Annotated in this window: 22 protein-coding genes; 12 read left to right on the top strand and 10 right to left on the bottom strand. The window is 39.5% G+C overall.

The genetic code is table 11. The features are described 5' to 3' along the window. Window positions 1–205 precede the first annotated feature (205 nt). A complete protein-coding gene (gene cobO / locus CA730_RS07200; protein ID WP_096665661.1) occupies window positions 206–892 on the top strand; it encodes a cob(I)yrinic acid a,c-diamide adenosyltransferase in 687 nt (228 codons plus the stop codon). Window positions 893–1,100: 208 nt separating this feature from the next. Here cobO and CA730_RS07195 read toward each other — a convergent pair whose 3' ends face one another. The 4 genes from CA730_RS07195 to CA730_RS07180 all read right to left on the bottom strand — a co-directional run bounded on the left by CA730_RS07195 (window position 1,101) and on the right by CA730_RS07180 (window position 6,387). After that, a complete protein-coding gene (locus CA730_RS07195; protein WP_096665658.1) occupies window positions 1,101–1,799 on the bottom strand; it encodes a hypothetical protein in 699 nt (232 codons plus the stop codon). A 433-nt stretch (window positions 1,800–2,232) separates the two neighbouring features. Continuing rightward, the gene (locus CA730_RS07190; RefSeq protein ID WP_096665655.1) at window positions 2,233–3,216 is read right to left on the bottom strand and encodes an RNA polymerase sigma factor, RpoD/SigA family; all 984 of its coding nucleotides are present in this window, start codon (window positions 3,214–3,216) and stop codon (window positions 2,233–2,235) included. Between the two features lie 543 nt (window positions 3,217–3,759). Further along, window positions 3,760–5,490, bottom strand: a complete 1,731-nt coding sequence (locus CA730_RS07185; RefSeq protein ID WP_096665652.1) for a helicase HerA domain-containing protein — start codon at window positions 5,488–5,490, stop codon at window positions 3,760–3,762. A 102-nt stretch (window positions 5,491–5,592) separates the two neighbouring features. Continuing rightward, the gene (locus CA730_RS07180; protein ID WP_096665648.1) at window positions 5,593–6,387 is read right to left on the bottom strand and encodes a glutathione S-transferase family protein; all 795 of its coding nucleotides are present in this window, start codon (window positions 6,385–6,387) and stop codon (window positions 5,593–5,595) included. 399 nt (window positions 6,388–6,786) lie between these two features. On the opposite strand from CA730_RS07180, the gene CA730_RS07175 reads away from it, so the two are divergent. The 3 genes from CA730_RS07175 (at window position 6,787) to CA730_RS07160 (ending at window position 9,649) form a co-directional block, all read left to right on the top strand. Next, window positions 6,787–7,434, top strand: a complete 648-nt coding sequence (locus CA730_RS07175) for a fasciclin domain-containing protein (protein WP_096671342.1) — start codon at window positions 6,787–6,789, stop codon at window positions 7,432–7,434. A 581-nt stretch (window positions 7,435–8,015) separates the two neighbouring features. Then, window positions 8,016–8,696, top strand: coding sequence for a HEAT repeat domain-containing protein (locus CA730_RS07165; protein WP_096665645.1), 681 nt, complete (start codon window positions 8,016–8,018; stop codon window positions 8,694–8,696). A 386-nt stretch (window positions 8,697–9,082) separates the two neighbouring features. Beyond that, window positions 9,083–9,649, top strand: a complete 567-nt coding sequence (locus tag CA730_RS07160) for a phycobiliprotein lyase (protein ID WP_096665642.1) — start codon at window positions 9,083–9,085, stop codon at window positions 9,647–9,649. Between the two features lie 137 nt (window positions 9,650–9,786). Here CA730_RS07160 and CA730_RS07155 read toward each other — a convergent pair whose 3' ends face one another. Beyond that, window positions 9,787–11,265: a site-2 protease family protein gene (locus tag CA730_RS07155; protein WP_096665639.1), complete on the bottom strand. Its 1,479-nt coding sequence runs from the start codon at window positions 11,263–11,265 to the stop codon at window positions 9,787–9,789. Window positions 11,266–11,650: 385 nt separating this feature from the next. Between CA730_RS07155 and CA730_RS07150 the strand changes: the two genes are divergently transcribed. Continuing rightward, window positions 11,651–12,361: an MBL fold metallo-hydrolase gene (locus tag CA730_RS07150; protein WP_096665636.1), complete on the top strand. Its 711-nt coding sequence runs from the start codon at window positions 11,651–11,653 to the stop codon at window positions 12,359–12,361. Window positions 12,362–12,453: 92 nt separating this feature from the next. Here CA730_RS07150 and ctpA read toward each other — a convergent pair whose 3' ends face one another. Together ctpA and CA730_RS25995 are read right to left on the bottom strand one after the other, a co-directional pair. After that, complete coding sequence (gene ctpA, locus CA730_RS07145; protein WP_096665633.1) at window positions 12,454–13,707, bottom strand: carboxyl-terminal processing protease CtpA; 1,254 nt, start codon at window positions 13,705–13,707, stop codon at window positions 12,454–12,456. Between the two features lie 99 nt (window positions 13,708–13,806). Beyond that, window positions 13,807–13,929 (bottom strand): hypothetical protein, encoded by a 123-nt coding sequence (locus tag CA730_RS25995; protein ID WP_269076505.1) that lies wholly within the window; start codon window positions 13,927–13,929, stop codon window positions 13,807–13,809. Between the two features lie 173 nt (window positions 13,930–14,102). Here CA730_RS25995 and petB point away from each other — a divergent pair, with 173 nt between their 5' ends. The 4 genes from petB to CA730_RS07125 all read left to right on the top strand — a co-directional run bounded on the left by petB (window position 14,103) and on the right by CA730_RS07125 (window position 16,720). Continuing rightward, the gene (petB, locus tag CA730_RS07140; protein ID WP_027404375.1) at window positions 14,103–14,750 is read left to right on the top strand and encodes a cytochrome b6; all 648 of its coding nucleotides are present in this window, start codon (window positions 14,103–14,105) and stop codon (window positions 14,748–14,750) included. A gap of 182 nt (window positions 14,751–14,932) precedes the next feature. Next, entirely contained in the window at window positions 14,933–15,415 is a 483-nt protein-coding gene (petD, locus tag CA730_RS07135) for a cytochrome b6-f complex subunit IV (protein WP_096665630.1), read from the top strand. Between the two features lie 324 nt (window positions 15,416–15,739). After that, window positions 15,740–16,186, top strand: a complete 447-nt coding sequence (locus CA730_RS07130) for an ATP-binding protein (protein WP_027404377.1) — start codon at window positions 15,740–15,742, stop codon at window positions 16,184–16,186. Window positions 16,187–16,348: 162 nt separating this feature from the next. Next, window positions 16,349–16,720 (top strand): hypothetical protein, encoded by a 372-nt coding sequence (locus CA730_RS07125; protein WP_053540298.1) that lies wholly within the window; start codon window positions 16,349–16,351, stop codon window positions 16,718–16,720. A gap of 46 nt (window positions 16,721–16,766) precedes the next feature. Here CA730_RS07125 and rimI read toward each other — a convergent pair whose 3' ends face one another. Then, window positions 16,767–17,288 (bottom strand): ribosomal protein S18-alanine N-acetyltransferase, encoded by a 522-nt coding sequence (rimI, locus tag CA730_RS07120; protein WP_096665628.1) that lies wholly within the window; start codon window positions 17,286–17,288, stop codon window positions 16,767–16,769. Window positions 17,289–17,413: 125 nt separating this feature from the next. On the opposite strand from rimI, the gene lysA reads away from it, so the two are divergent. The 3 genes from lysA to CA730_RS07105 all read left to right on the top strand — a co-directional run bounded on the left by lysA (window position 17,414) and on the right by CA730_RS07105 (window position 20,626). Further along, window positions 17,414–18,826: a diaminopimelate decarboxylase gene (gene lysA / locus CA730_RS07115; protein ID WP_096665625.1), complete on the top strand. Its 1,413-nt coding sequence runs from the start codon at window positions 17,414–17,416 to the stop codon at window positions 18,824–18,826. 100 nt (window positions 18,827–18,926) lie between these two features. Next, window positions 18,927–19,880 carry a diadenylate cyclase CdaA gene (gene cdaA / locus CA730_RS07110; RefSeq protein WP_096665622.1) on the top strand — a complete coding sequence of 318 codons (954 nt, stop codon included), beginning with the start codon at window positions 18,927–18,929 and terminating at the stop codon, window positions 19,878–19,880. Further along, window positions 19,877–20,626: an isoprenyl transferase gene (locus CA730_RS07105; protein ID WP_096665619.1), complete on the top strand. Its 750-nt coding sequence runs from the start codon at window positions 19,877–19,879 to the stop codon at window positions 20,624–20,626. Before cdaA ends, CA730_RS07105 begins: the two co-directional genes overlap by 4 nt. Before the next feature lie 83 nt (window positions 20,627–20,709). On the opposite strand, the gene CA730_RS07100 is transcribed toward CA730_RS07105, so the two are convergent. Further along, on the bottom strand, window positions 20,710–20,976 hold the full coding sequence (locus CA730_RS07100) for a DUF3143 domain-containing protein (protein ID WP_096665616.1): 267 nt from the start codon (window positions 20,974–20,976) through the stop codon (window positions 20,710–20,712). 50 nt (window positions 20,977–21,026) lie between these two features. Continuing rightward, window positions 21,027–21,497, bottom strand: a complete 471-nt coding sequence (locus CA730_RS07095; RefSeq protein WP_096665614.1) for a J domain-containing protein — start codon at window positions 21,495–21,497, stop codon at window positions 21,027–21,029. Between the last annotated feature and the right edge of the window lie 66 nt (window positions 21,498–21,563).

Below are 21,563 nucleotides of genomic sequence, written 5' to 3'. Positions count from 1 at the left end.
ATGCTAATAAGGAATCACTAGATACTGAATTCGCTCGATATCAAGAAGAATGTCAACGACTTGAAGCAGAATATAAAACAAGTTATTAAGATCGCAGCTAACAGAATTTATGTGATTTCTGGTCTATCATGACTAATGAATTTATCAAAGCAGAAAAATTATACTTCATTCTCTTAGTCTTAACAGTTATTTATCAACAGGGTTTATGAAAAGCGACACACCAGAAGAACTAAATACAAATCCAGCAGATCAAGAGATTTCGAGGTTAATTGATGAGGTGATTTCATCATCCCAAACTGATGAAAAATACCGTCAGAAAATGCAGCGACGGAAAGAAGTCCAAGATCAACGTATAGCTAAAGCCATACCGGAAAAAGGCTTAATTATCGTCAATACTGGTCATGGTAAAGGTAAAACTACTGCGGCTTTGGGAATGGTGTTGCGATCGCTCGGTCATGGACATAAAGTAGCCATAGTGCAATTCATTAAAGGCGCATGGGAACCAGCAGAAAAACGCGCTTTTAGCCACTGGGAAAACCAATTGGAATTTCATGCAATGGGAGAAGGCTTTACATGGGAAACTCAAGATCGTGATCGTGATCTTGATAAAGCTGCTGCTGCTTGGGAAAAATCCCTAGAATTTATCAACAACCCAGACTTTAAATTAGTTCTCCTGGATGAAATTAATATTGCTCTGAAACTGGGTTATTTACAGGTTCAAGAAGTATTAGCAGGTTTAGCTCAAAAACCAGCAGACAAGCACGTAATTCTCACGGGAAGAGGCGCACCACCGGCATTAATTGAAAAAGCCGATTTAGTCACTGAAATGACATTAGTTAAGCATCCTTTTAAGGATCAAGGGGTGAAAGCTCAAGCAGGAATTGAGTATTAATTCAAATTAGTCATTGGTCATTGGTCATTAGTCATTAGTCATTGGTCATTGGTCATTAAATTATTTCTCCCTGCTATATAGCATTTCCTAATCATATCGAGTATATTTATAGCCTCCTCCTCGCTTGCGGGGAGGGGGTTGGGGGTGGGGTTCTTGTACTTCACTAAAAAATGCTATATCCCAATGACAATTATTTACATCCACCTACTTATTTAAAACCATCGCTTCCTTGTTGGCATATCTGCAAAATTTCCCTATCATTAGAACTTACAGAACTCAACTGATGATAGTCTTGTAAAGTTACTGAGTAAGGATAAGTTGTGAACTCATTTTCATTAACTTTAGGGATTGTACTAGCTGTAGCAACCTCCACTGTACCAACTTCACCGGGAGAACTTTTCACCGTCATTGCTAATTCTCCTGACTTAGCCAAAGTTCCTTGAAAACAACTAAATTCAGAGTGAGGAACATACAAAGCACCAATAATTTTACCTTGTTGTTTTTGAAATAGAATGTAACCTTGTCCTAATTCATTTGGTGTGGATGATTGTCCATAAAGATAAGTCCCATCTTGTTCGGGAAATTGGATTTGTCCTTTTCTCCCCAATTCTCTCGTATTTGTAGATAATACTGTGATATTTTCTGTTAACTTATCAGTAGATATCTGATTAGAAATATTCACTGGTGATTTTTGCATAGCTTCCTCTTTAATCACAGCAGGATCAAAGTTAATCTGTCTTTGATTTCTAGGTACTACATAATTAGTAGTTAAGGCTGTTGATGAGAGGAGTTTGTAATGTTGTTGACTAGAATAACTAATACCCAAAATACCAGCCGAAACAATTAGTCCAAGAATGGGAAATTTAAATTGGCTAGAAGTCATTAATTTGGAAATATGATTAAGCATCGGATTTCTCCTGTAATAAAGTTAACTTTTGTTTCCTGGATTTTTGCCATAATAACTGAATACTCATTACTGACGATTCCCTCAAAAGTTTTATCTATATATTTAATTTTAAATTCAGCAAAAACTTACTATTTATGTAAATTTGGAGAATAATCTCAGATTATCATTAGTTAATAAATTTATCCATCACTTCATAAAATCCTCCACCGGAGGGATGTAAAATCGAGATTGAAAATTCTCAGCCTGTTTCATTGTTTAATTCTTGTATTGATCTGCCAGTAGATACAACTTCCCATCTACAGATTTCGCAAAATAAATCAGAAATTTGCAGAACCTTTTCTATTTCTTCAAAAAAAATCGCCCCCTGTTTTGAACTGAGGAGGCGCATCACCAAGAGGGATGTTTTGAAATACGATTTTGCGTGTCCACTTTTCTAGCTGGCAACGTATTCTTTGACATTAGCTCGACGGCGACGTAAATGTGCAAGGGCTTGATGCTCTAATTGACGGACTCGTTCCCGACTGAGGTTCAACCGTTCACCAACTTTCGCCAAGGACATTTCATTTCCATCTTCTAAACCAAAGCGTAAGGCGACAACTTGACGCTGTTGGGGTGTGAGTTCTGCAAGTAAATTATTCAAGTCTTGGCGCAGAAACTCCTGAGTGGTGTAATACTCAGGGGAAGGACCGTCATCTTCCAACATTTCTTGTAATTCGGTATCTTGGTTTTCGCCGACGCGCACATCTAAAGAGACTGGTTGACGCGCCATATTCAGATATTCACGAATCTGAGCCGGTTCTAACTCCAGTTCTTTGGCGATTTCTGTTGGTGAGGGTGATCTTCCCAGCTTTTGCGCTAACTCTCGTTGAACTTTTTTAATTTTGTTCAATTTTTCGGTAATATGGATTGGTAGGCGAATGGTTCGACCTTGTTGAGCGATCGCTCTAGTAATTGCCTGACGAATCCACCAATAAGCATAGGTTGAGAACTTATAACCCCGCATAGGATCAAATTTCTCCACACCCCTTTCTAATCCCAAAGTACCTTCCTGGATTAAATCCAGAAATTCCATATTTCGCTTTTGGTATTTTTTCGCAATAGCTACAACCAAGCGTAAATTCGCTTCAATCATTTTTTGCTTGGCTCGCTTACCTTGTAGCATCAGCTGATTTATTTCTGTTTCTGATTGATTAACACGGGCAGCCCATTCTGATAAACTAGGTTCATGATCAATTTCCTTGCTCAAAGCTTCTTTAGCTTCTATCAGCACCATCATCTGCTGTACTTGTTTACCGTAGATAATCTCTTGTTCACGGCTTAACAAAGGTACACGACCAATTTCTCGCAGATAGGTTCTGACCATATCAGCGGTAAATTTAGCATTGACATTCTCTGTATGATTTTTAACTGTAGGCATTGGTGCTTTTATCCTCTACTCCTTAAACATAATCAATATTTTTTTAACAAAGGCAATTCGTAAGCTTACAATATACATCACTGGATATGAAAAGCTACCATCAAGAATGATATTGATCCAACCTGTATTAAGATTTTGCTAGTCTAAAAATATGTCTCCTTACCCTCTCGATAATTTTGATTTTGGAGTTTTAGCAGAAATACATGAGGCTGGTTGCTAGAATTCTTTCGTTTAAGTTATCTAGTAGTCGTCTTGAAAACGGAGTCAGTATGAGTTTACTTTGGTTTTATGTTACGACAAACAGAGTCAATAGTAAAGTTCCCAGATGATAAATATTTCAGTAATCAAACCCAAAAGTTGATAACTATTTTTCTTTAACTTCCAAAAACTGTTTCGGTATACCCATAGTGACGCGAAAATCCCCTCTAAAGTTGCTTTCAATTAGCCGGATAACCGAACTTGAGCTACTTGGATAATGGAGGGATGTTACGAAATTGTTAGTTGTCCGTTGTCCGTTGTCCGTTGTCCGTTGTTGACTTGAAACTAAAAACCTAAATCTGCTTTTGCTAGTTCAGCAGCAGTGAATACTTCCTCATCTGTTTTTTCTTCCCAATCGATCGCACCAATTTCGGAATAAAAGGTAGAATCATAGGGACGAGTCCGCACGACTACTGGCATAGGAACAGCATGACCCAAAATTAGTGCTTGTTGTTTAGAGTCCAACTTAGCTAAAACTGAGCGTAAACCACCCGCACCAGATACACCTGTAAAAATAGCATCAATATCTTTTTCGTCATTCAGCAAAGCGGTGATTCGAGTCCCAATCTGAGACATGACTTCATTATCTATCCCTGATGGACGTTGATCAACTACCAAAAGCGTGACAAAATATTTTCGTAGTTCTCTAGCAATAGTTCCAAAAATTGTGCTTTGTACCACTCCTGGGTCAAGAAAGCGGTGTGCTTCCTCTATTGTAATCATTAATGGTGTCGGCCGATCCAAAGGATTTTTACTTTGGAGAAATTTATCAGCTTTTTTGACATAATGCTCATGTATCCGTCTGGTAATCATATTCGTCACCAACATATATGAGAGCATATTGGACTGGGAACCAAATTCGATAACTACGTTTTTTCCAGCTTCTAAAGATTGGACGATATTTTTAATATAATTTTGCGGACAAGCACTTCGCATATATTTTAAACTATCTAAGCGAAAAAGTTTCCGCTGTAATGCCATAATTGAGCCTTTGTGTCCGCGTTTTTCGTCACAAAACATCTCAATATCTTCATTACTCATATTTAGTAATTGAATAATCCACGATTTACCCAACTCTGTAAAGAGGATATTAGCATTATCTAAAGCCGCTTCTGAAAGTCCTAAATCACGATTACATAGTTTTATATCTTCAACTTCAACCTGTTCGTAGCTTAGATATAGTTCTTGTGCGTCTCTTACACCTCGGCGTTTAGTTGAATCTGGATCAAGTGTGTAAACTTCTACTTGTCCGGGAAATAGTTGTTTTAAACCCTTGACAGTATTAACGTTCTTTCCTTCGGCGACTGCTTCCCAACCATATTCTGAGTGCATATCAAAAATCAAGTTAACAGCCGCATTTTTACGAATGACCCCGGCTAAAATTAACCGTGTCAGGAAAGATTTCCCAGTCCCCGATTTCCCAAAAATCCCATTACTCCGTTCCACAAAGCGGTTTAAATCAATGCAAATCGGCACATCCATATCTAAGGGTTTACCGATAGAAAAGTTGTTACGTTGAGGGTCATCTTCCCAGCCAAACACCTTGCGGAAGTCCTCCTCATTGGCTTCGTAAACTTGGCTAAAGTGACTAGGAATAGTTTTCACAGGTAATAATTCCATCGTCGTACTGGTTTGGGGTTGAAAGGATGCTAAACCAGTGGACGATGGGATAAAAGAATTAGAAGATTTACCATTGTTAGAAAAGCTAGATTCTGGAGATTCAGGGGTAAACATCAACATCGGTGCTAGGTTGATCATCCCATAAGTACCGCTACCTGCTAATACTTCACGCAGAAAGCTATCTTCCCAATTGGGAGGACTAGCTGTAATGCGGTCATTCGCCATACCCAAGGATACATCTGTTAGCATACAGAAAAAGCGCGATCGCATCCCTTGTACCACGAGAAATTTACCTACCCGCATATCTTCGACAGAAATATCTGGGTGTAATCTGACCTCCAAACCCCCGGTCAGAGAACCTTCAATAACAGAACCTAATGGTAATCCCAAATTCATTTTTGTTTGTTGTCAGTTGTCAGTTGTTATAGCAGGGAACAGGGAGGACAGAGAAAGAAATTCTTACCAATTACCAATTACCAATCACCCATTACCAATTCTTTAATCAATTTGAATACTTGTTGGTGAATTTCCTACGGGTGGTGTGATTCCTGGTAATGGTTTTCTAAATTGAGAGTAGATGCGATCGCGCCAAGCGAAAAATGCTTCATAATCAGGATTATTGGCTATACTCGATAACCCTTTCCCTCTGAGAGATACTGGTAAATCCAAATAAGCGCCTTCGGGGAACTTCAAAAGCATGGATAAACTAGCAACTGTTAAATCAGCTAAAGTTGGTTCATCACCTGTTAAATAAGGACTACCCACCAACAATTGGGTAATAATATCCAAATCTTGTTTTAAGCTAGTAACAGCCGCATTTACCACATCTGGGGTAAAACCGACACCAAAACCCAGCGCCGACAGAAAATCACCAGGAACACCTTCCACAACACTTCTGAGAATATCTGGAGTAGAAATTGGTAACAACGACTTACGAAAACTCTGATCTTGACTAATAGCTGCAAATAGAGCCTTTCTACCTTTAACACCTATAGATTCATCAGCCCAATCTTCCAATAATAAAGTCAAAGCGCCTTTTTTGGGATCTATCGGTATCAGAGGATAATCCGGGTATTCTGAATCTAAATATTTAGCGATTTCTGTAGAATCAGCAATATATCTATTGCCATCTTTTAACACTGGAACTTGCTTTTGTCCAGTTAAACGAAATAATTCTAGCTGGCCAATTCCTGGAGCAACTTCGATTTTGCGATACTCCAGTCTTTTATAATCTAGGAGTAAACGAACTTTTTCGGAAAATTGAGATAGTTCCCACTGATATAGTTCTAGCATATTGTATATTCTGCAACTTGTTTAGTTGTTAATTTTATAATTGTATCTTTAATTCTTAGCATTTTTCCTGTGAATTTATCATTTTCTGGGTTGAGTTGCTGCCCATCAAGTTGAAAATTACTCCAATTTGTGTAACGATTAAATTCGGATTGTTATGCCCGTCAATTGATTTAGCATTTTTCCAGATACTTGAAATTTTCCCAATACTTTATAGCATAAAAGTGTTGAACTTGTTGGATATTATAAATATTCCTACTCCTGACCACCAATTTCTAAATTCTTTAATCACCTTACCTCAATTTTTGCGAAAAATCTTGTTCCTCAGTCAAGAACCTTTTTAGTTGGCAAAATGTAATAAATCTTGGTATAACTTGTATGCAATCAATACAAACAAAATTTATGAACGCTAATTACGGCAAATTATTGCCCAAAATCACTGCAATCATCGGATTAATGAGTATCGGTCTTTTGACTACTATCCCATCTCCAGCGAAAGAAGTCCGCTCCAGACCAAGTATTTTCAATGAACCACCTTACAATCGTGGTAGCAAACCTAGTGAAACCCCACCAGTCGGCGAACCCACCCAGCCAGCAACAGAAGTCCCCCCTGCACCGGTTAGCGAACCTACGCAGTCAACATTAGTGAATTTGCTTAAGAAGAATGAATCCTTTAAAACTCTCACTAAAGCCGTAGAAGCCGCAGGACTTACAGAAACCTTACAAGGAAAAGGTCCTTTTACCATTTTTGCTCCTACAGACGCAGCATTTGCAAAACTACCAGCGGACGCATTAAAGGATTTATTGAAGCCAGAAAATAAGGAAGTATTGGTCAAGATTTTAACCTATCATGTAGTCCCAGGTAAGGTACTCTCCACTGACTTAAAATCTGGGGAAGTAAAAAGCGTAGAAGGGGGTGCTATTAATGTTAAAGTTGACCCCGCTACAGGTGTAACTGTCAATGATGCCAAGGTAACTCAGGCAGATATCCAAGGTAGTAACGGTGTTGTTCATGCAATTGATAACGTAATTCTGCCTCCTGATTTATAGATTTTCGAGATTTGATTGGTAAAAATTCGCAAATTAAAATCCCCGAAACATGAAAAATCGGGGATTTTATTGTAGCCAGCTATCAGCCAAAAGTAGGAACAGCAAAGAAAATGAATACTTCTTATTTTTGAAGTTACAGCCACCTGCATTTTCATCCTGAAAGCTGATAGCTGACGGCTGAATGCTGAAGATACTAACGAGTCTTAGCAGTAGCCTTTCCTTCAGGCTGTTTTGCTTCTTGAACTAACTGCATCATCAACTGTTCTAGCTTTTGTGCTGTCTGTTCTTCTTGTTGACACGTTCCATTAACCCTACGTCTAGTCCGATCTATTCTCTTCTTACTAAAGACACAGTATAGGTGTGAAGTTTTACTGTTATTTAAGTGACGATATCAGACATAGGGAATAAGTCTGAACTATGATTTGTATAATTTGTGTGATTGATTTGATTTGGTTGATTTTGATGATTAATGGGTTTATTGTCGCCAAAATCATCCAAATCATCAGAATCACAAGAATCATAGTTGAGACTGCCCCAATTACGTTAAAGTAAATATAAATTAAGAAATTGCTGTCAAATAAATGGCTGCTCCAAGTTTAGAAGTAATTGCGACTCAGTTAGAAAGTCCAAATTTGCGCGATCGCATGATAGCTCTTGCTAGTTTGCGTCATATATCTGCCGATGATGCAGTCCCTTTAATTAAAAAGGTTCTAGATGATGAATCCCTGCAACTGCGCTCAATGGCAATATTCGCTCTAGGAATCAAAAAAACCCCAGAGTGCTATTCTATTCTGGTAAAAATTTTAGAAACAGATCCAGATTATGGCATCCGCGCTGATGCTGCCGGTGCATTGGGATATCTAGAAGATAATAGAGCCTTAGAAGTGCTATCACGGGCATTTTATGAAGATACGGACTGGCTAGTGCGATTTAGTGCTGCCGTATCTTTAGGTAATATCAAAGACCCTCGCGCCCATGATATTCTCATCCAAGCGTTAAATAGCGAAGAAATAGTCATCCAACAGGCGGCTATTTCAGCTTTGGGAGAAATCCGCGATATAAATTCTGTCACACATATTCTCCGTTTTGCTCAATCAGAGGATTGGTTAGTACGACAACGACTAGCTGAGGCTTTAGGTAATTTACCGACTCCCAAAAGTGTCTCCGCCTTAAAATATCTGGAAAAAGATAGTCATAAAAACGTTGCTGAAGCAGCCAGGATTTCTCTACAAAGACTTGAAGAAACCAACAACCTGAGTTGAACTTAAAGTCGCCTCCTACGTCACCTTCCCATATTTATGTCGCTGGAGGGAGGCTAAAGCCTCTGTCTGGCTTTCATCCCTTACCTAAAGGACAGTTAAGTTTTTCCGTCACGCTCCAAAACTTAACCTCAAGGGTTTTCAGTCTAGTGATCTGTCAAGCTTAAAATTGTCTGTATCCAATTTTGGGAATCTTTGATTTGGGAAGCGATTAAAAACAAAAACAAAATTGACAGATAACTAGTACAACACGGCATAAATAAACCAACCATTCTAAATCGTTAAAAAGCCTATACTGTCTTCGTTTTGACTTTTGACTTCCGCCCTGCAGTACTAGTCTCTTATAATAAAAGGCATTGTTAAAATTGTGATGCAGGACAACTTTATTTATGAACATTGAAGAATTTTTTGAATTAAGTGCTGGAAAGTGGTTTTCCCATCGCACCAGTCACCATTTAGCGTTCAAGCAGTCAGAAGACGGCAAATCAGACATCGTAATTGAGATGTTAGCCGCTGATCATCCAGAAGTAATTAAACTGTGTGAACAGTATGAAATTGCCCCAAATACAGCTTCCTGTGGGGCGCGAGTTACCTGGAATGGCACAATGGAATGGGACGAAGAAAAACATCAGGGTTCGACTGTTTTAGCTACAGTCCCCAATACAGATAACCCAGATGAAGGTAAATTACTCCGAGAAATGGGTTATGCCGAAAAAGCCCCCGTTGCTGGTAGCTATAAAATCGGTGATGATGGTGCTTTAACTCTAATTACTGAGTATGAAACCATGTGGTCTGAAGAAAGGCTATGGTTTGCCAGTCCTAATTTACGGATGCGGGTAAGTGTGCTAAAGCGTTTTGGTGGTTTTAGCATGGCTTCCTTCACTTCTGAAATCCGCATGGGTAGCACAGATGCTTCTAAAAAGGCTACTGAAGCCGCTAATTCACAAAAATCCTAGACTACAATATTGAGGTTGGTAATGGGTAATGGGTAATGGGTAATGGGTAATGGGTAATGGGTAATGGGTAATGGGTCATTAGTCCTTGGTGATTGGTGATTGGTCATTGGTCATTACCTCTTGCCTCCTGCTGTATCTTAAATCTGCAACAAATTGGCTAAAACTTTGGGTAATGGTAAAACAATCAACAGTAGCAAAGCCATTGACATTAATCCCATAAAATCTCGTTGATTATCTAATTCTGTGACATCGTTTAAAGCAGGTTCATCAACTAAGGGAACAAATAATAAAATAATTGCCCAAAATAAAAATTCTTCTCGGATAAACGAAAGCATTAGTAATAATAATCTGGCAACTTGACCAATAATCACAGCAGTTCGTTGTCCAAACATAGCATGGACAATGTGACCACCATCTAACTGTCCCACAGGCATCAAATTTAATGCGGTGACAATTAATCCTAAGAAACCTGCAACTGCAACTGGATGTAAATCAATGGCAGATTTTGCAGTTAATTCACTTCCTAAAGCTAATTTTGAGAGTAAAGCTAATAGAATTGAATATTTAGGATTGAGTGCATTGGGGTTTAATATTCCGGTTTTTTCCGGTAAGGCTACTATTTCTGAATGAGCTAAACCCCAAATTAATAAAGGTATAGTCATAATAAATCCTGCCAATGGACCAGCAATACTCACATCAAATAACGCTTTGCGGTGAGGTATGGGACTCTGAATTTTAATAAAAGCACCAAATGTGCCTAAGAAAAAAGGTATAGGAATAAAATAGGGTAATGTGGTGCGAATTTTGTAGAATTTTGCTGTTAAATAATGACCTAGTTCGTGAGTTCCTAAAATAGTTATTAAGCCCAAAGCATAGGGTAAACCCTGAAAAAATAATGTGAAATCAGATTCTAGTTGGGTGATATTAAAACCCGCAATTTTCAAGCCGATAAAAGTCGTGCTGAATAAAGTTGCCACTAACAATAGTAATGCTAAGACTGGTTCGGAAATTTTTTCTGCGTCTTGTTGGTTATTTGGTTTAACTGCTTGGGGATTGGGAACTAAAACAAAGAAGGGTTTATCATTCATTCCTTCTTGAAATATGACTAAAAAGCGATCGCCAAATTGTCCTTCAATATTGGTTTTAATCTGCTCATAAGCCGCACTAGCCATAGTTCGCAACTGTCCCCGACAAATTACTGCTTGGGGACGATACTCAATATTTTGCAGATAATAGACAGACCAGGGAAAGCAGTTTCGCAGTTGGCTTTCTTCTGCTAAGTCAATGGGACGGACGGGTGCTGTTTCTACAGGAGGAGGATCATTCGATGGTGATAGATTTTCTGGAGATTGATTTTGGGGATTTACGGGTAATTGCCGACCCCGATTAAACAATACCCAATATAATAATAAACAAACTCCCGATACCCAAAGAATGAGCGCTGATGGGGGAGCTTGTTTAGGACCATATATCAGCGTCCAACCAGTCAATACAAATGCAGGTGTCATCAAAACCAACCACAATAACCATACAGGGGTTCTTGTAGCCCGTGCAACGCTTTGTTGCATCATTAAATAAGTCAATGACCCCAGAAGGAGGAGAAACCAAAATGCCATATTATTTTCACTATGTTTGATAGAATGCCTTACAAAAAAGGGAACAGGAAGGAACAGGGAACAGGGTACAGGGAACAGGGAACAGATAAGAGTTTGATGGACTATTTTCTAACTTCACTAAATCAAATTTAGATGAGTCTTAGGTTAGAATGCTTTACTTATGATTTTTGTTACAGATTTCGAGTATAGCAACATTCAAGGTAGTTAAGACATGAATTGATTATGAAACTCCGTCAACAACAGGTTTTTACTCCTCACTCCTGACTCCTGACTCCTGCTATATAAAAAAGACTGCACGCCTTAATTTTTCAATCACAGTTCACAGTCATGGTGAATACACTGTAACCTGATTGTTCACAACTCCTCAGTTTGAGTCTTTTCATTTATGTCTTCTTTTTCCCAGCAGTCGAGTTACAAGACTAAACCACCACGTTCTATCTTGACAAAAAGCCTGTCAACGCCAGAAAATCCTCTGATTTTTACGAATAACAGTATTTTTGCCTTTCCACCTAATCGGGACACTTTAGGAGGGACATCTTACTTCATTATCAGCAATGAAGGAAATATTCTCATAGATTGCCCAGCTTTAGAACAAATAAACCAGGATTTTTTGTCCTTACATGGGGGAGTTCGGTGGTTTTTTATCAGTCATCGTGGTGCTATTGGTAAAGCCGCAGAATATCAGCAAATCTTAAATTGCGAAATTCTTATCCAAGAACAAGAAGCCTATTTATTGCCCGGTTCAACTGTCACCACTTTTACTGATGAGTTCACTCTCAATGCCACAACGCAAATAATTTGGACACCAGGCCATTCTCCAGGCTCTTCTTGTTTATATTATCGTGAATTTGATGGCGTGTTATTTTCGGGGCGGCATTTACTTCCTAGCCAGCATGGTGAACCTATGCCACTACGCACTTCTAAAACTTTTCATTGGCTACGACAACTTAAAAGCGTTAAGTTATTAAGCGATCGCTACACACCACAAACTTTAACTTATTTATGCCCCGGTGCTAATACAGGCTACCTCAGAGGTAAACCCTGTATAGACCAAGCTTACCAAAAAATCACCAACTTGAATTTAGGTGACAGGTGACAGTTAAGAGGGAATAGGGAATAGGGAATAGGGAATAGGGAATAGGGAATAGGGAAAGAAATTCTTGCCAATTACCAATTACCAATTACCAATTACCAATTACCAATTACCAAATTCTTACTCAAAAATTCTACAGCCGCCTGATATTGAGTATCTGTCTTTGTGCCGATTTGTTCCCGGTTAAGTGATGGTTGGGAAATAATTTGATCAGGCTTAATTCCCAACTTATTAATATCTCGATGGTTAGGAGTTTCGTATTTAGCAATTGTCACCGCCAAACCAGAACCGTCTGACAATTCAAACAAAGATTGAATTAAACCCTTACCAAAAGTTGTTTCCCCAATTAATTGGGCGCGATGATTATCTTGTAATGCACCCGCGAGAATTTCGCTGGCACTGGCAGTTCCTTTATTAACGAGAATTACTAAAGGATCTGTGGTTAAAGCCGGTCCAAAGGCTTCATAGGTTCCCTGAATGCCTTGACGGTTGGCAGTGTAAACGATTGTGCCAGAGTCTAACCATAAACGAGCAGTTTCAATTCCCGCTTGTAAGAGTCCACCGGGATTATTTCTTAAATCAAGAATATAGGCAGACGCGCCTTTTTTTTCTAAAATAGAAATAGCTTGTGCCAACTCAGTAACAGCATTGGCACTAAATTGACTCAGGGATAGATAGCCAATCTTGGTTCCTTGGGGGGATAATCGTAAATCAGAAACAACAGGATTTAGCGAAATGCGATCGCGCACCAAGATAACCTCCCGATCCTGTTCTCCTTCCCTGCCAATTAAAAGCGTAACCACGCTGCCTCTTGATCCACGCATCTGCGCTGCCGCCTCATCAAGAGTTAGATTCTCTGTAGATAAACCCTCAATCTTCAAAATGCGATCGCGTGGCTTTAAACCCGCTCTATCCGCCGGAGAATTATTAATAGGTGTAATCACCTCCAAAACACCAGTTTGGGGATTGAGAGTAATTTGTAATCCCACACCAGTTAACTCTCCAGAAGTGCTAACTTGTAAACTGCGATATTTCTCAGGATCAAGAAACCGGGTAAAAGGATCATCTAAACTCTTCAGCATCGCCTGAATAGTAGTATAGGCTGCTTCATGATTAGCAAAATGTCCTTTTAACGCATTTTGTCGCACATCAAGCCAGCTTTGATGGTTAAAAGTTCCATCCAAATAAGAGCGATTAACAATTCGCCATACTTCATAAACTAACTTCTGTTCTGGAGTCAAAGCCGAAGCCGGCGGAACATATCCTGCCAACACCAAACCAAAAAGTAATAGTAGTAAACATCCTAGCCGCCAAAACCCTTTGTGAATGAACCCTAATTTCAGTGCCATCTCAGACTCAAATTCCCTAAAAATTTCTGTAATGCTCAGTTGCTGATGAAATCTATCTCTCGACTATGTTACTTTTTTTATAGAAGAAGTGCATTCTTCTCATAAAGTTGCTAGTCCAACTTGATGAGATGCCCATTCTTCCTGATCAACGATAAAATCATCTTTGGAGTCAACATAGTTAGCGTTGACTCGTAAAGACAAGAAGACAGGAAGATTTATCAACCATAGGGTGAGTTACACCCAAATCTACGCTCGTGGACAAATAGAACTCCATTCTCTTTGGATGAAGCGAGAAGCGAACCCTCTAACTGAGGTTAGTTGAATAGTCATCGCTGACTAGGCTTCGCATAACAAAACTTATCAACCGCAATCTATTTTTAGGACTTTGAGATTGTATGGCTAACGTCTATGACTGGTTCGAGGAACGCTTGGATCTCCAAGAAATTGCTGATGATATCACCACCAAATACGTTCCTCCCCACGTTAACATCTTCTACTGTTTAGGTGGAATTACCCTAGTTTGCTTCCTGATCCAGTTCGCCACTGGATTTGCGATGACATTCTACTACAAACCCACCGTTGCCGAAGCTTTCTCCTCCGTAGAGTACATCATGAATGAAGTCAACTTCGGTTGGTTAATTCGCTCCATTCACCGCTGGTCAGCCAGCATGATGGTATTGATGATGATTCTCCACACATTCCGAGTTTACCTCACAGGTGGCTTCAAAAAGCCCCGCGAATTGACCTGGATCAGTGGTGTTATCCTCGCAGTTATCACCGTTTCTTTCGGTGTAACAGGCTACTCCCTACCTTGGGATCAAATTGGTTACTGGGCTGTAAAAATTGTTAGTGGTGTACCAGAAGCCATTCCCGTAGTCGGCGTTCTCATATCCGATTTACTCCGTGGTGGTTCTAGTGTTGGTCAAGCCACCCTTACCCGCTACTACAGCGCCCACACCTTCGTTCTCCCTTGGTTAATTGCCGTCTTCATGTTGTTCCACTTCCTGATGATTCGCAAACAAGGTATTTCTGGACCTTTGTAATCAAAGTTATTAGCAAATAGGCAAAACTTGTGTTTCCAGATCATCGTAGTTTGTTTTAAACTAAAGAGAAAATAACTTGTAAGTTGTAGACATAAACTACTATCGGAAACTTAAGCTAGTTGTATTGTTGACAGCTTTCACCAAGACTTTAACTTCACTTCAGCCGGAGAGCGCATTTAGAAATGTCAACCCAAAAAAAACCGGATCTGAGCGATCCCAAATTAAGAGCTAAACTTGCCCAAGGCATGGGTCACAACTACTATGGTGAACCCGCTTGGCCTAACGATTTACTCTATATATTCCCAGTCGTAATTATGGGTTCTTTCGCCTGTGTTGTGGCTCTAGCAGTTCTAGATCCAGCTTTAATAGGTGAACCAGCCAATCCTTTCGCTACCCCTTTGGAAATTTTGCCAGAGTGGTACTTATATCCTGTATTTCAAATACTCCGCTCACTACCTAGTAAACTATTAGGTGTGTTAGCAATGGCTGCTGTACCCTTGGGATTAATTCTCGTTCCCTTTTTGGAAAATGTGAATAAGTTCCAAAACCCCTTCCGTCGTCCCGTAGCAACAACAGTATTTCTTTTTGGTACTCTTGTTACCCTATGGTTAGGTATTGGTGCTGCAATGCCGTTAGACAAATCCTTAACTTTAGGATTATTCTAAGGTAGTTACAGTTAAAACTAAATCTAGTAGCGTCTGTGATTTTCAGGAGTATATACAGGATAATATCTGACAAACAAATAGCCGTAATTATTTGATGGTCTAATTGTTACTGGTATTTTAAAACAGATATACTTTTGAAGATCAACAGACGCTAACTGAACTAGAATTGCGGGAAGATTATTTCACATTAATGATGAGGATAGAGTTAAAACCAAAGTATTTAGTTTTATCTCTAATCTAATCATCACCATTCCTAAATGTGAACTTCTCAAATTATAAAAAACACAACTACTGTTCAATTACTTTCTTTTTAAGTCACGGTCAATGCTTAGCATAGTGCAGCAAGACCATAGAACGGTAAGGAGCGATCTTAAGCTCTTAAATCCAGTGCAACAATGGTTTGAAGAATTCTGTCAGCAATATTTACCTAAATATGGCTGGTCAGATAGCCAAATTTATCGTCTCAACCTAGCTTTAGCAGAAGGTTTTACCAACGCAGTTCGTCATGCTCATCATGCTTTACCACCGGAAACAACTATAGAAATTCAAGTCAGTTTATGGACTGATAGGCTAGAAGTGAGAATTTGGGATTACGGAAAACCATTTAATCCTGATGTAATAACCGAGCCAGAACCGGGGACTCTACAAGTGGGTGGATATGGATGGTTTTTACTCCGTCGCTTGGCTGATAAAGTTGTATATGAACGTGATTCAGATAGTAGAAATTGCCTGTTGATTGTTAAATATTGTTTAGAAGAACGGCAAAATTAAAAATTAGTAAGCTAATCGGCATTTAAACATCAAAAGTCAAAATGATTAAAACTTGTAATTATTTTGTGATGTTTGTTATGATTCAGACAAGACTAAAAAATCTTTTTCCCCACGAAGAAATAATATTTAAAGAAGAATTAATATTTTATTAGCAAAATAGACATGACCTTTAAAAACTTGCAATTTAATTTTGAGAAAATCCGCCCCTGGCTAACTCTGTTGGCGATCGCCTGGTTATTAGCATCATTGGGATTAGGCTGGTTAGTTAATTCCTTGGTAATTATTTTGGGGTTATTGTTCCTTTTGCCTGTGATAGCATTCTTTGGGTTTCGCTGGTGGTTACAAAAGAATTTAGTTACTAACCAGTGTCCTGTATGTGGATATGAATTAACAGGGGTAAATAACAGTCAAGTACAATGTGCTAACTGTGGTGAACAACTATTAGTTAAAAACTTTCAATTTCAACGCTTCACACCAGAAGGAACAATTGATGTGAAAGCCGTTGAAGTGCAATCCCAATCACTGGAAGATTAGGAAGTGGTTAGTGGTTAGTGGTTAGTTGTCAGTTGTTCGTTGGAATCTAGAAGGGTGAATTCATGAAAGTTGCCCATTGATCTAGATTTTTGAGAAAATGTGGTTGTTGTAGTTCAGACAGCCAAAGAATCAAAGCATCCTCATTGTTATCTTTGTAATAACCCCGTCGTTTTCCCGCAGTTTTGAAACCAAATTTTTGATACAAAGAAATAGCAACGTGGTTAGAATCGCGGACTTCGAGGGTAGCCCTCTCCAAACCAATATCCACCGCAGTTTGCAGCAGGGAATATAATAGAGCTTTTCCCAGTCCTTGACCATGATATTGGGGATGAACTGCCAAAATTGTAATGTGTGCTTCCTCTAAAATTGACCAAAAGCACCCCATTCCTAACAATTCGGAGTGATTAAAAGGTGAAAATAAACCCAAAAAATGACTATTAGGACTTTCTAACTCTCGTAGGTAGCCTTCCATAGTCCATAAACCATCAAAACAGGCTTTATCTAGTTCTAATAGTTCAGTTAGATTATCTGTGGTTAAAGATTGAATTTTTAAGTCGGATGAAATCACAATTTTTGAGGATTGAGGAAGGTTAATTACCAATTACCAATTATCCATTACCAATGAGAGGGTAAACTGGAAATTAGGACATATACTCATGGCCTGATTTTTCACAAAGACAACTCTTATTAGTTATGGTATCGACTTACCCCGTCGAAGTTCAACTTTCTGGCCGTCAATATTTACAGTCAACAACTGGTGACAGTGCTGATATTTCTCCTAATCAACAACTCTTACCTTTGACAGCGAGAGTTAATGATCATGATCATCTGGAAATCGGTGGGTGTGATGTCACAACCCTAGTTGAACAGTTTGCTTCACCTCTATATATTTTAGATGAGGAAACTCTACGGACAGCTTGTAGGCAATATCGAGATACCTTTAAGGAATATTACAAGGGAGAATCTCAGGTACTTTATGCTTCTAAGGCATGGAATTGTTTAGCTGTTTGTGCCATTGTGGCATCAGAAGGGTTAGGAATTGATGTAGTATCTGGTGGCGAACTTTATACTGCGCTGAATGCAGGTATGAGTCCTGATAAAATTTACTTACATGGAAATAATAAATCTCATGACGAGTTAGTTTTAGCGATTCAGTCTGGATGTACTATTGTAGCGGATAACTGGCATGAATTAGATATGCTGGTGAAGATAGCAGGGGAGAACATGGAAAATTCTTCTCTTTCGCCCATTCGGATCATGCTACGCTTAACTCCTGGGATAGAATGCCATACTCACGAATATATTCGCACTGGACACTTAGATAGTAAATTTGGTTTTGATCCCCATGATTTACAAGAGGTGTTTGCTTTTGTGAGTCAACAGCCTAGTTTAAACTGTGTGGGGTTACACGCTCATATTGGTTCACAAATTTTTGAACGTCAACCACATAGAGATTTAGCGGCTGTGATGGTGCAGTGGTTAAGAGATGCGGCTAAACATGGTTTGCAGGTGACAGAATTAAATGTTGGTGGTGGTCTAGGGATTAAATATACAGAATCTGATGATCCCCCAACTATTGTTGAATGGTCGAAGGCAATTTGTGAAGTTGTACAAGCTGCTTGTATATCGGAAAATTTGCCCTTACCAAAGTTACTCTGTGAACCAGGGCGATCGCTTATTGCCACATCTTGTGTCACTGCTTATACAGTTGGTGCTACCAAGGTAATTCCTGAAATTCGTACCTACGTGGCGATTGATGGCGGAATGTCAGATAATCCGCGTCCTATCACCTATCAATCAGTTTATCGGGTGGTGGTTGCGAATAAAATATCTGCTCCTTGCACCGAAATCGTGACATTGGCGGGTAAACATTGCGAATCGGGAGATATTCTGATTAAAAATGCCCAACTGCCAAAAACTGAAGCAAATGATATTCTCGTAGTTATGGGAACTGGTGCATACAATTACAGTATGGCATCTAACTATAATCGCCTCCCCCGACCGGCAGCAGTTGTAGTGGCAAATGGCGAAGCAAATTTAATTTTGCAGCGCGAAACTTATCAAGACTTGATTCGACAAGATTGCCTACCAGAAAGACTTAAATAGTCCGTAGTCAGTGGTCAGTGGTCAGTGGTTAAAAAATCACAAATGACAAATGACAACTGACGACTGACAACTGACAAATGACTATAAGAATCCAGATGTCATGAGAGATTGGTGGAAGCAATGGCTGATAAACCTGGGAGATTGGTCGCAGTCCTTGCTCCTTGGGACTCTGGATATGATGTTGGTGTTGGCACTGACATACATGATCCTGGTGATTATTAGTGAACGGCGCACATTATGGATGGTGCGAGGGTTTATAGTCTTAATGCTTTGCTCGGCGCTCAGTGGCAAGTTAGGATTACCTCTGCTAAATTTTGTTCTGGAAAAATTGGTGATTGGCTGTGCTGTGGCTATGGCTGTGGCACTGCAATCAGAATTTCGCCGTTTTTTGGAACAATTGGGACGTGGCGAATTTTGGCAATTATTTCAAAATAATGCTAGAGCAATTCCTAAGTCAGATAGTGTAATTGATGAAATTGTTGATGCAATTAAAGAGTTATCAAAAAATCGTATTGGCGCTTTACTAATTTTAGAAACCACAGGGCCTATTGAAGAACAAGATTTTTCAGTCCCAGGAGTGAAGCTAAATGCTGAAGTTTCTAAAGAACTGATCCAAACTATTTTCCAACCAAAAACTTTGTTACATGATGGAGCAACGTTAATTCGTGGTTCGCGCATTGTATCATCTGGTATAATTCTACCACTTTCAGGACGCACAGCGTCGCGGCAGTTGGGAACACGCCATCGGGCGGCAATGGGAATTACTGAAAGGGTCGAAAATTGTATTTGTGTTGTTGTATCAGAAGAAACGGGTTCTATTTCCTTAGCGGAAAAGGGAACTCTATATAGACCACTAACTATTAAAAAGCTCAAAGAGTCTTTAGAGACTCGATTTTCTCCCACTGTAGATCGGGAGGCTCATGCACCTGGTCTTTTAAGTTTAGTTCGTCAACTTGGTGATCAATCACTAAAATTAATGTCCCGGTTACTTGGCTTACCTTGCCTTCGACACGCTACCCGTAGGGGTACGACCGCTTCTCAAGATAAAAAATGAAAACACAACAAACTGAATTGCAATATTTACCTCTTGATTTAAAACAAGAATTACTACCTCAGCACGTCGCGGTAATTATGGATGGTAATGGCCGATGGGCAAAAAGTCGTGGTCTACCCCGCATGATGGGTCATAAGGCTGGTGTCAATGCTCTCAAGGATTTGCTGCACTGTTGCAAGGACTGGGGAATTAAAGCGCTAACTGCCTATGCTTTTTCAACGGAGAATTGGCAAAGACCAGAGGAAGAGGTGGAATTTTTGATGAATCTATTTCAGCGGGTTTTACGGCAAGAACTGCGGGAAATGGTGGAGGAAAATGTGCAAATTCAGTTTGTGGGTAATTTATCGGCTTTACCACAGGCTCTTCAGGCTGAGATTTCCCATTCTATGGATCAAACTAAGGATAATCGCAGTATCCGGTTTACAATTGCGACTAATTATGGAGGTAGGCAGGAGATCTTACAGGCTTGTCGGGCGATCGCTCAAAAGGTCAAGGAAGATTTACTCCAGCCTGAAGATATATCTGAAGAAGTATTTGAAGCTCATTTATATACGGCTGGAATAGCAGATCCAGATTTATTAATCCGCACCAGTGGGGAAATGCGATTATCGAATTTCTTGCTTTGGCAAATGGCTTATAGTGAAATTTATATTTCTGATACTCTCTGGCCGGATTTTAACCGTCATGAATTTCATCGAGCTTTATCTGCTTATCAACAACGAGAACGTCGTTTTGGGAAGGTTTGACGATTTTGGGTTTTAGATGCGGTAATCAATCAAAGAGGGCGCAGGCCCTGCGCCCCTACCTCCTGACTCCTGACTGCTCCAAATTATGGTCCTGAAAAAACCGCTTCTTCGATGTCTTCTCGACTCAAGGAATATTTAAAGGAACGTTGTATATCTTGACGGTTTTCTCCTGATTGAAAATAGCGAACTGTAATTTGTTCAGTGTCTAACCAAAGTTCTGCTTCCCAACTAGATCGTTGGACACGCCAACAATGTAGTTGGGTATCGTCTTGTTGACAACCTTGGTTTTTTAGCCATAGTTCGATTTGTGGTAAAGAGTGACTATATAGGGGTGTATCAGAGGAAAGCATAAGCAATTTAATTCAAAGTTATTCGGTTATTTTAGAGCAGGAAATTGAGTTTAACTGATTACTTGTCCACGGAGAATGGCGATCGCCAGCGCTAACAGCATACAACCAACTATGGTTAACCCCAGAATAAATAATACAAATATTTCCCCAGAAGATAAAGGGCGATCGCTGGCATCCAGATACATTGATTTGGAAAAATCGTAGGGTTTATGCACGGAGTGATTTAAGTCTGGTGGTGCTTGAATGACACCAAACCGGGAATAGCCAATTTTGGCATCATAGTTTAAACGCCGTTCTGGATTACTCAGGGTAGCATAGGCTGTGTTAATTTGCTGAAATTGAGCAGTAGCAATGTTCGCAGGTAATTCCGTTGTATCTGGATGATAGAGTTTGCTCAGTTCTCGATAAGCACGACGGATATCAATTACTGATGCTCCGGGATGGAGTCCTAGCAGGGAATAATAAGTAGTATTGCTGCTTTGTGGGACTTCCCCATGATGATTTACGTTTTTTTGAGTCACTTTGCTCAAATAAGTTTTTTTCTATTCTAAATCTCTTGGGTAGCTATAGCAGAAACAGCCACAAAA

The sequence above is a fragment of the Dolichospermum compactum NIES-806 genome, assembly GCF_002368115.1.
Taxonomy (GTDB): Bacteria; Cyanobacteriota; Cyanobacteriia; order Cyanobacteriales; family Nostocaceae; genus Dolichospermum; species Dolichospermum compactum.
Note: the sequence above shows the minus strand (reverse complement) of the source record. Positions and strands in the feature narration are given on the sequence as shown.

Coding starts and splice junctions, on each gene's coding strand:
- CA730_RS07195 (WP_096665658.1), bottom strand. CDS start 1,799: ATGCTTAATCATATTTCCAAATTAATGACTTCTAGCCAATTTAAATTT.
- CA730_RS07105 (WP_096665619.1), top strand. CDS start 19,877: ATGAAAACACAACAAACTGAATTGCAATATTTACCTCTTGATTTAAAA.
- CA730_RS07150 (WP_096665636.1), top strand. CDS start 11,651: ATGTCTTCTTTTTCCCAGCAGTCGAGTTACAAGACTAAACCACCACGT.
- CA730_RS07165 (WP_096665645.1), top strand. CDS start 8,016: ATGGCTGCTCCAAGTTTAGAAGTAATTGCGACTCAGTTAGAAAGTCCA.
- CA730_RS07100 (WP_096665616.1), bottom strand. CDS start 20,976: ATGCTTTCCTCTGATACACCCCTATATAGTCACTCTTTACCACAAATC.
- ctpA (WP_096665633.1), bottom strand. CDS start 13,707: ATGGCACTGAAATTAGGGTTCATTCACAAAGGGTTTTGGCGGCTAGGA.
- CA730_RS07160 (WP_096665642.1), top strand. CDS start 9,083: ATGAACATTGAAGAATTTTTTGAATTAAGTGCTGGAAAGTGGTTTTCC.
- CA730_RS07180 (WP_096665648.1), bottom strand. CDS start 6,387: ATGCTAGAACTATATCAGTGGGAACTATCTCAATTTTCCGAAAAAGTT.
- CA730_RS07155 (WP_096665639.1), bottom strand. CDS start 11,265: ATGGCATTTTGGTTTCTCCTCCTTCTGGGGTCATTGACTTATTTAATG.
- CA730_RS07130 (WP_027404377.1), top strand. CDS start 15,740: ATGCTTAGCATAGTGCAGCAAGACCATAGAACGGTAAGGAGCGATCTT.
- CA730_RS07125 (WP_053540298.1), top strand. CDS start 16,349: ATGACCTTTAAAAACTTGCAATTTAATTTTGAGAAAATCCGCCCCTGG.
- petB (WP_027404375.1), top strand. CDS start 14,103: ATGGCTAACGTCTATGACTGGTTCGAGGAACGCTTGGATCTCCAAGAA.
- CA730_RS07175 (WP_096671342.1), top strand. CDS start 6,787: ATGAACGCTAATTACGGCAAATTATTGCCCAAAATCACTGCAATCATC.
- CA730_RS07190 (WP_096665655.1), bottom strand. CDS start 3,216: ATGCCTACAGTTAAAAATCATACAGAGAATGTCAATGCTAAATTTACC.
- cdaA (WP_096665622.1), top strand. CDS start 18,927: ATGAGAGATTGGTGGAAGCAATGGCTGATAAACCTGGGAGATTGGTCG.
- CA730_RS07185 (WP_096665652.1), bottom strand. CDS start 5,490: ATGAATTTGGGATTACCATTAGGTTCTGTTATTGAAGGTTCTCTGACC.
- cobO (WP_096665661.1), top strand. CDS start 206: ATGAAAAGCGACACACCAGAAGAACTAAATACAAATCCAGCAGATCAA.
- petD (WP_096665630.1), top strand. CDS start 14,933: ATGTCAACCCAAAAAAAACCGGATCTGAGCGATCCCAAATTAAGAGCT.
- lysA (WP_096665625.1), top strand. CDS start 17,414: ATGGTATCGACTTACCCCGTCGAAGTTCAACTTTCTGGCCGTCAATAT.